At 71.3% G+C, this 8,996-nt stretch carries 1 protein-coding gene; it reads right to left on the bottom strand.

The genetic code is table 11. From position 1 onward, the window contains the following. On the bottom strand, positions 1–8,996 hold an 8,996-nt coding region (locus HV826_RS35195), incomplete at both ends, for a non-ribosomal peptide synthetase (protein ID WP_176421399.1).

Below are 8,996 nucleotides of genomic sequence, written 5' to 3'. Positions count from 1 at the left end.
GCGCCACGGCGGGGGCATCGGGCGTGCGAGCCACCTGCTGCTCGAAGCGCGTGTGGAAGAATCCTCCACGCGGGACATCGGACGCGGTGCTGTTCCAGTCCACCAGCAACTGCTGCTGCTCCACCTCCGTGTGGAGGGGCAGGGTGGAGACCGGGACGTCCGGCGCGGCCACGGCGCCTTCGAGCACCATTTCGAAGTGCGCCACCAACTGCTCCGCCGTGGCGGGCTCGAACAGCTCCGTGCTGTAGATGAGCGCGCCCTGGTAGCCCTCTGGGAGACGGGACACCGCCAGCTCCAGCTCGAACCGGCTCATGCCATGGGCCGGCTCCAGCTCTCGCAGGGTGAGCTCTGGGAGGGAGAACTCGCCGGCCGGTGCGTTCTGCAGGGCGAAGAGGGCCTGGAACAGCGGCGTGCGGCTCAAGTCTCGCGACGGCTGGAGCTCCTCCACCAACCGCTCGAAGGGCACCTCCTGGTGCTCGTAGGCCCCCAGCGTGGTGTCGCGCACTTCCGCTAGCAACTGGCGGAACGTCGTCTTCGGGGAGATGCGAGCGCGCAGCACCAGCGTGTTCACGAAGAAGCCGATGAGGGGTTCGGTCTGCGTCTGACGGCGTCCGGCGATGGGCGAGCCCACCAGCACGTCGTCCTGCCCGGAGTGACGGGCCAGGAGCGCCTGGAAGGCCGCGAGCAGCAGCATGAACGGCGTGACGCCTTCCTGCTGGGCCAGGGCCTCCAGCGACTGACTGAGCGCGAGCGGGAGCTGCACCGGCACTCCGGCGCCGTGGTGATTCAGCACCGCGGGCCGGGGCTTGTCGGTGGGCAACTCCAGCGCGTGCGGCGCACCGGCCAGCAGCTCCTTCCACCAGTCCAGGTGGTGCGTCAGCGTCTCGCCCTGCATCCACCCGCGCTGCCAGACGGCGTAGTCGGCGTACTGCACGGGAAGCTCGGACAGGGTGACGCGCTGGCCGCGCCGGAAGGCCTCGTAGAACGCGGCCACTTCGCGGATGAGCACGCCCATGGACCAGCCGTCCGAGATGATGTGGTGCATGCAGAGCAGCAGCACATGCTCGGTGGGAGCGAGCTTCAGCAAGGTGACGCGGAGCAGCGGCCCCGTGGACAAGTCGAAGGGCCGTTGTGCGTCATGCGTGGCGTGCTTCAGCGCCTCCGCCTCCCGGTTCGCCCGTCCGTGGAGCGCCGAGAGGTCCACCGTGGTCAACGGCAGCGCGCGCGGTGGCTGGACGACTTGACGGGGCTCGCCCGCCTCGGCCTGGAACGTGGTGCGGAGCGCTTCGTGCCGCTCCACCAGGGCATTCACGGCACGCCGCAGGGCCTCGACGTCCAGGGCGCCGGACAACTGGAGCGCGGACGGCATGTTGTAGGACACGTCTCCCGGTTGGAGCTGGTCCAGGAACCACAGGCGTTGCTGCGCGAAGGACAGCGGCGCCGGACCGTCACCCTGCGCGCGCGTGAGTGGTGGCAGGCGCGTGGCGGAGGCGGCGGAGGACAGACGCGCCGCGAGTCCCGCCACGGTGGGCGCCTCGAAGAAGGCGCGCAGGCTCAACTCCACGTCGAAGTCGGCGCGGATACGGGCCACCACGCGCGTGGCCAGCAGGGAGTGGCCCCCCAGCTCGAAGAAGTTGTCGCGCCGTCCCACGGTGGGGATTCGCAGCAGCTCCCGCCAGAGCTCCGCCAGCCGGGCCTCCGTGGGCGTCGCGGGCGGCTCGGTGCCACGAGAGAGCGCCAACTGCGAGCCCTCCGGCGCCGGGAGGGCCCTCCGGTCCACCTTGCCACCAGGCGTCAGGGGCAGGGCGCTCAGCGACACGAAGGCCGCTGGCACCATGGACTCCGGGAGGCCCCGGCGCAGGTGCTCTCGGAGGGCGGACGCCTCCACCGAGGCCGCTTCCGGTTCGGACGACGGTACGACGTAGGCCACCAGTCGCTTGTCGCCAGCGGCGTCTTCACGGACCTGGACCACGGCGTCGTGGACCGCCGGGTGCGCGCGGAGGGCGGCTTCAACCTCTCCGGGCTCGATGCGGACGCCGCGGACCTTCACCTGCGTGTCGCCGCGGCCCAGGTACTCCAGGTTCCCGTCCCGGCGCCACCGGGCCAGGTCGCCGGTCCGGTACAGGCGCTCGCCTTCCACGAAGGGCGAAGGCACGAAGCGCTCCGCCGTCAGGTCCGGCCGCCCCAGGTAGCCGCGGGCCACGCCGCCGCCGCCGATGAACAGCTCGCCGGGCACGCCCGGGGGGACGGGCTCCAGCTCGCGATCCAGCACGTACAGCCGCACGTTCGTCAGGGCCCGGCCAATGGGGACCTCGCGCTCGGCTCCCTCGGCCTGCCGGGCGCCGGTGGACGACAGGTCCACGGACGTGGCCACCGCCGTCACTTCGGTGAGTCCGTACGTGTTCAGCAGCGGCACCTCGGCGCCGACGCTCCGTCGCCACTGGGCGACCCGCTCCGGGGCCACGCGCTCGCCGCCAGTCACCACCCACTTCAGTCCCTGGGGTAGGCGGGCGGTGCCGGCATCGAGGCTCGCCGTCACGTCGTGCCAGAACGCCGTGGGCAGGTTGAGCTGCGTCACACCCGCCGCTTCGCACTTCGCCAGGAACGCGCCGGGCTCGTCGAGCATGTCCGGCGTCCGGAGCACCAGCGTCCCGCCGCGCGTCAGGCACGGGTAGATTTCCTCCGCGCTCGTGTCCCAACTGATGGAGGCGAACTGGAGCACCCGGTCTCCCGGCGCCACCGGGAAGGCCGTCCACGCCGCGCGGGTGAAGTTCACCAGTGACTGGTGCTGGACGACCACGCCCTTGGGACGACCGGTGGAGCCGGACGTGTAGAGCACGTACGCCGAGGCCTCGGGGGGCACCGGGACCAAAGGCGCTTGAATCACACCGGTAGAAGGCTGCACCTCCGCGTCCAACCAGACGCGGCCCTCCGCTTCTCCCAGGCGCGCTCGGAACGCCGCGCGGGCCACGATGACCTGGGCGCCGCTGTCCTCCAGCATGAAGCGCAGGCGCTCCGCCGGGTACTCCGCGTCTAGCGGCACGTACGCCCCGCCGGCCTTGAGCACCCCCAGCAGCGCGACCAGCAGCTCCACCGAGCGCTCCACGCACACGGCGACGCGGTGCTCCAGCCCCACGCCCGCCGCGCGTAGGCGGAGGGCCAGCGCATTCGCCCGCGCATCCAGCTCCCGGTACGTCACCGACTCGGCGCCCGCCACCACGGCCAGCGCGTCGGGCGTGCGCGCCACCTGTGCCTCGAAGAGCGCGTGGACGCGCGCGTTCTCGGGCAGCACCTCCCGAGCGCCGTTTGACGCTTCGAGCAGGGCCCGGCGCTCCTCCGGGACCATCAACGGCAGCGCGGCCACGCGCTCATCCGGCCGGGCCAGGATGCCCTCCAGGAGCCGCGGGTAGTGCGACGCCAGCCGCCGGGCCGTGCCGGCTTCATACAGGTCGGTGCTGTAGTTGAGCGCCCCGCTGAAGCCGTCCGCGCCGCGGAGCAGGTCCAGGCTCAGCTCGAACAGGGCCACGCCCGTGTCCTCGCCCTCGGCCGGCCTCACCGTCAGGCCGGGCAACACGAGCTCGGGGACGGGCGCGTTCTGCAAGGTGAACAGCGTCTGGAAGAGCGGGGTGCGGCTCGTATCGCGCTCGACCTGGAGCTCCTCCACCAACCGCTCGACGGGGAGGTCCTGGTGCTCGTAGGCGCCCAGGGTGGTGTCGCGCACTTGCGCCAGCAACTGGCGGAAGGTCAGCTCCCGGCTGAAGCGCGCGCGCAGCACCAGCGTGTTCACGAAGAAGCCGATGAGCCCCTCCGTCTGCGCGTGGTGCCGTCCTGCGATGGGCGAGCCCACCAGCACGTCGTCCTGTGCCGAGTACCGGTTCAACAGCACCTGGTACGCCGCCAGCAGCACCATGAATGGGGTGACACCTTCACGCTGGGCCAGCGCCTCCACGGCCTGGCTGAGCGCCAGGGACAGCCGCACCGGCACGGACGCACCCCGGTTGCCGAGGAACGCCGGGCGCGGCTTGTCGGTGGGCAGCTCCAGCGCATGCGGCGCACCGGCGAGCTGCGCTCTCCAGAAGCCGACCTGCTGCTTCAGCGCGTCACCCTGGAGCCAGCCGCGCTGCCACACCGCGTAGTCGGCGTACTGCACGGGAAGCTCGGGCAGCGTGACGGGCTGGCCGGCATGGAAGGCGCCGTAGAGCGACGTCACCTCGCGGACCAGCACGCCCATGGACCAACCATCCGAGATGATGTGGTGCATGCACAGCAGCAGCACGTGCTCGGCCGGCGCCAGCTTCAGCAGCGTGACGCGCAGCAGCGGGCCCGCGGTCAGGTTGAACGGACGGCGGGCATCGGCGGTGACGCGCTTCATCGCCTCGGCCTCCCGCTGCGCCCGGTCCTGGATGCCGGAGAGGTCCACCGCGTCCACCGCCACGGCGTGCGGCGGGTGGATGACCTGGCGGGGTGCGCCCTCCTCGGTCTGGAAGGTGGTGCGGAGCGACTCATGCCGGCGGACCATTTCGTCCACGGCCCGCTGCAAGGCGGTCGCGTCCAAGGTCCCCGACAGACGCAGCGCCGTCGGCATGTTGTAGGACGCGTTGCCCGGCTGGAGTTGCTCCAGGAACCACAGCCGCTGCTGCGCGAAGGAGAGCGGCACCGGCCCGTCCCCGCGAGCCTGCGTCAGGGCTGGGAGCTGGGGACCGGATGAGGCGGACGACAGCCGCTCCGCGAGCGCGGCCACGGTGGGCGCCGCGAAGAACGCGCGCAGGTTGAGGTCCACGTCGAAGTCGGCGCGGAGGCGGGCCACGACCTGGGTGGCCAGCAGGGAGTGGCCGCCCAGCTCGAAGAAGTTGTCGCGGCGGCCCACCGCGGGGACGCGCAGCACCTCCTTCCAGAGCTCCGCCAGCCGGGCCTCCAGGGGCGTCGCGGGTGGCTCGACCTCGCGTTTGACGGCCATGTTCGAGACGTCCGGGACGGGCAGGGCCTTGCGGTCCACCTTGCCGGTGGCGGTCAGGGGCAAGGTGCCCATCAGCACGAAGGCGGACGGCACCATGTACTCCGGCAGCCGCTCCTGGGCGTGCTGACGCAACTGCTCCGCGCTCACGGGGGCTTCGGGGTCGACGACGACGACCACGTAGGCCACGAGCCGCTTGTCACCGGGCACGTCCTCGCGCGCCAGCACCACGGCGTCCTGGACCTTGTCGTGGGTCCGCAGCACGGCTTCGATTTCGCCCAACTCGATGCGGAAGCCGCGCAGCTTCACCTGGAAGTCGAGCCGGCCCAGGTACTCCAGCGTGCCGTCAGGCCGCCACCGCGCCTTGTCTCCCGTGCGGTAGAGGCGGGCACCCGGCGTTCCACTGAAGGCATCCGGGATGAAGCGCTCCGCCGTCAGTCGCGGCTGTCCCAGGTACCCGCGGGCCAGACCGTCTCCCGACAGGTAGAGCTCGCCCGCGATGCCCGCCGGAGCCACCCGCAGCCGCGCATCCAGCACGTACGCACGCGTGCCCTGGATGGGCCGCCCGATGACAGGCACGGGCGCGGAGCTGTTGCGGACCGACGCCGTGGTGGCGCAGACCGTGCTCTCCGTGGGGCCATAGGCATTGAAGGCCGTCGTGCGGTCCGTGCTCGCCAACTGCTTCCAGAGTGAGGGCGCCATGGCCTCGCCCGCGCACACGATGCGCGAGGGCACCTGGGCCTGCGCCAGCAGCCCCGCCTGGAGCAGGAGCGTCAGCTGCGCGGGCGTGCAGTCCAGCACGTCCACGCGCTGCTGCCCCAGCCACGCCAGCATGGCCTCCGGGTCCTTCCGCGTCTCCTCCGGCACCAGGCACAGGCAGTGTCCGTCCGCCAGATGGGCGAGCGGTTCGAGCGCGCCGTCGAAGTGGAGCGGGGCGTTGAGGCTGACCCGCTGCCGTGGGGCGCCCACCGCCTGGAACGCCTGCGCCGTTCCGTCGTGCATGGCGAGCAACGAGCGGTGCTGCACCATGACGCCCTTGGGCGTGCCCGTGGAGCCAGACGTGTAGATGACGTACGCGAGGTGCTCTTCGCGCACGTTCACCACGACGTTCCGCGTGGGCAGTGACGCCAGCGTCGAGGACTCGGTGTCCAGGCACACCAGATGCCGGACCTGTGGCTTCCAGGCCTCGGCCAGGTGCCGGAGCGTGAGCAGGACGGACGCGTCACTGTCCTTCAGGACGAAGGACTTGCGCTGCGCCGGGGACGCCGGGTCGATGGGGACGAAGGCACCGCCGGCCTTGAGCACCGCCAGCACCGCGACGATGGCCTCCGGCGTGCGCTCCAGGCACAGGCCCACGCGGACCTCGGGGCCCACGCCCAGCGTGCGCAGGTGCGCGGCGAGCTGATTGGCCCTCGCGTTGAGCTGGGCATACGTCAGGACCTGGTCCTCCAGCGTCACGGCGGGAGCCTCGGGCGTCCGAGCGGCCTGTTCCTCGACGCGGGCGTGGAAGGTCGCCTCGCGTGGACCGTCCAGCACCTCCAACGGCTGCGACGCCTCCTCCTTTTCGAGCGGCAGCGCGGAGACGGGGGTGTCCGGCGACGTCACGGCCTCCTCCAGCAGGACCTGGAGGTGCGTAACCAGCCGCTCCGCCGTGGCGGCTTCGAACAGGTCGGTGCTGTAGACGAGCCCGCCCAGGTAGCCCTCGGCCGCGCGGGACAGGACCAGCTCCAGCTCGAAGCGGCTGACGGTGTGCTTCGACTCGAAGCCCCGGAGGGACAGCTCCGGGAGCGTCAGCTCGGGGACCGGCGTGTTCTGCAGGGCGAACATCACCTGGAACAGCGGCGTGCGGCCCTCCTCGCGAGCGGGCCGGAGCGCCTCCACCAGCCGCTCGACGGGGAGGTCCTGGTGCTCGTAGGCGCCCAACGTGGTGTCACGGACCTGGGCCAGCAACTCCCGGAAGGTCGTCTCCTCACCGATGCGCGCGCGCAGCACCAGCGTGTTGACGAAGAAGCCGATGAGCCCCTCCGTCTGCGCGTGACGACGGCCGGCGATGGGCGAGCCCACCAGCACGTCCTCCTGTCCGGAGTACCGGTTCAGCAACACCTGGAAGGCAGAGAGCAACACCATGAAGGGCGTCGCCCGCTCCTTGAGCGCGAGCGCGTCCACGGCGTCGCTCAGGGCCGCCGGCAGTTGGATGGGCGTGTTGGCGCCCTGGAGGGACGGCTGCTCCGGCCGCGGCTTGTCGGTGGGGAGCTCCAGGTACGGCGGCGCGTCCGCGAGCATCCCGCGCCAGTAGTCGAGCTGCGCTTCCAGGACCCGGCCCTGGAGCCAACTCCGCTGCCACGCCGCGAAGTCCGCGTACTGGAATGGGAGCGCGGGCAGGGGAGACGGCTGTCCCTGCCTGAAGGCGGCGTAGAGCGCCGCCATCTCCCGGACCATCACTCCGTTGGACCAGCCGTCGGTGACGATGTGGTGCATGTTGACCACCAGCACGTGCTCCGTCGCCGACTGCTTCATCAGGATGCCGCGGACCACCGGGCCCTTCGCCAGGTCGAAGGGGCGCTGGACCTCTTCCTGGACGCGGCGCAGGGTCTCCGCTTCACGAAGGTGGGCGCTGGCCGCACCCGACAAGTCCAGGACCTGGAGGGGGACCTGGGCAGGCGGGTGGATGACCTGGACGGGTGAGTCGCCTTCCATGCGGAACGTCGTCCGCAGCACTTCGTGGCGCGCGACCAGCGTGTCGAAGCTCTGCTGAAGCGAGGGCAGGTTCAGCACACCCGTGAGCTGGAGCGCCAGCGGGTGGTTGTAGGCACTGCTGTCGGATTCGCTCAACTGACTGATGACCCACAGCCGCTGCTGGGAGAAGGACAAGGGCAGCGGTGCGCGCCGGTCCGCGTGGGTCAGGGCCGGCACCGCGGCGGTGGGCTGCGTGGGCGCGTTCTTCTGGCCGTCCAGGTACGCCGCGAGTCCTGCGACCGTGGGGGACTCGAAGAAGGCGCGCAGCGGGAGCTCGATGCCGAAGCGCGTTCGCACACGCACCACGACCTGGGTGGCCAGCAGGGAGTGGCCTCCCAGCTCGAAGAACCCATCGTGGATGCCGACCCGGCTGACGCTGAGCACCTGGGCGAAGAGCTCGGCCAGGGCATCCTCCGTCGGCGTGCGCGGCGCCACGTAGAGGCCTCGCTGGACCGTGGGCGCCTCGGGGGCGGGGAGGGCCTTGCGGTCCACCTTTCCGCTGGGCGTCAGCGGCAGGACGCCCAGGTGAACGAAGGTCGTAGGCACCATGTGCTGGGGGAGCTGCTTCAGCAGGTGCGCCCGCAGTATCTCGGCCTCCAGCGGCGCCGAGTCACCCGTGACGTACGCCACGAGGCGTGCATCCCCTTGCGTCTCCTCGCGCACCATGGCGACGGCGTCGCGCACGCCGGGATGCGTGCGCAGCGCGGCCTCGACTTCACCCAGCTCGATGCGGAAGCCACGCAGCTTCACCTGGAAGTCCGCCCGGCCCAGGTACTCCAGCGTGCCGTCCGGCAGCCACCGCGCCACGTCTCCGGTGCGGTACAGGCGCGCACCTGGAATGCCGCTGAAGGCATCCGGGATGAAGCGCTCCGCCGTCAGTTGAGGCCGCTGCCAGTAGCCGCGCCCCACCTGCACGCCCCCAATGTGCAGCTCGCCCGGAATGCCCACCGGCGTCGGCTGCCCGTGCGTGTCCAGCACGTACAACACCGTGTTGGCGACGGGCCGGCCAATCGGCACCCGGTGGAAGTCCTCGCCGCGCGGGCAGGGCCAGTACGTGACGTCCACCGCCGCTTCCGTCGGCCCGTAGAGGTTGTGTACCCGCACTGGTGCGGGCAGCCGCGCATACGCCTTCTTCACCAGCTCCGCGCTCAGCGCCTCGCCGCTGCACACCACCCGCCTCAGGCTTCCCAACCCCTCCAGCCCTGGCTCCTCCACGAAGGCGCGCAGCATTGACGGCACGAAGTGCACCGTCGTCACGCCCTCCGCCTTCATCAGCTTCACCAGGTACGCCGGCTCCTGGTGCCCT

The sequence above is a fragment of the Myxococcus sp. AM010 genome (assembly GCF_013372585.1).
Taxonomy (GTDB): Bacteria; Myxococcota; Myxococcia; order Myxococcales; family Myxococcaceae; genus Myxococcus; species Myxococcus vastator.
Note: the sequence above shows the minus strand (reverse complement) of the source record. Positions and strands in the feature narration are given on the sequence as shown.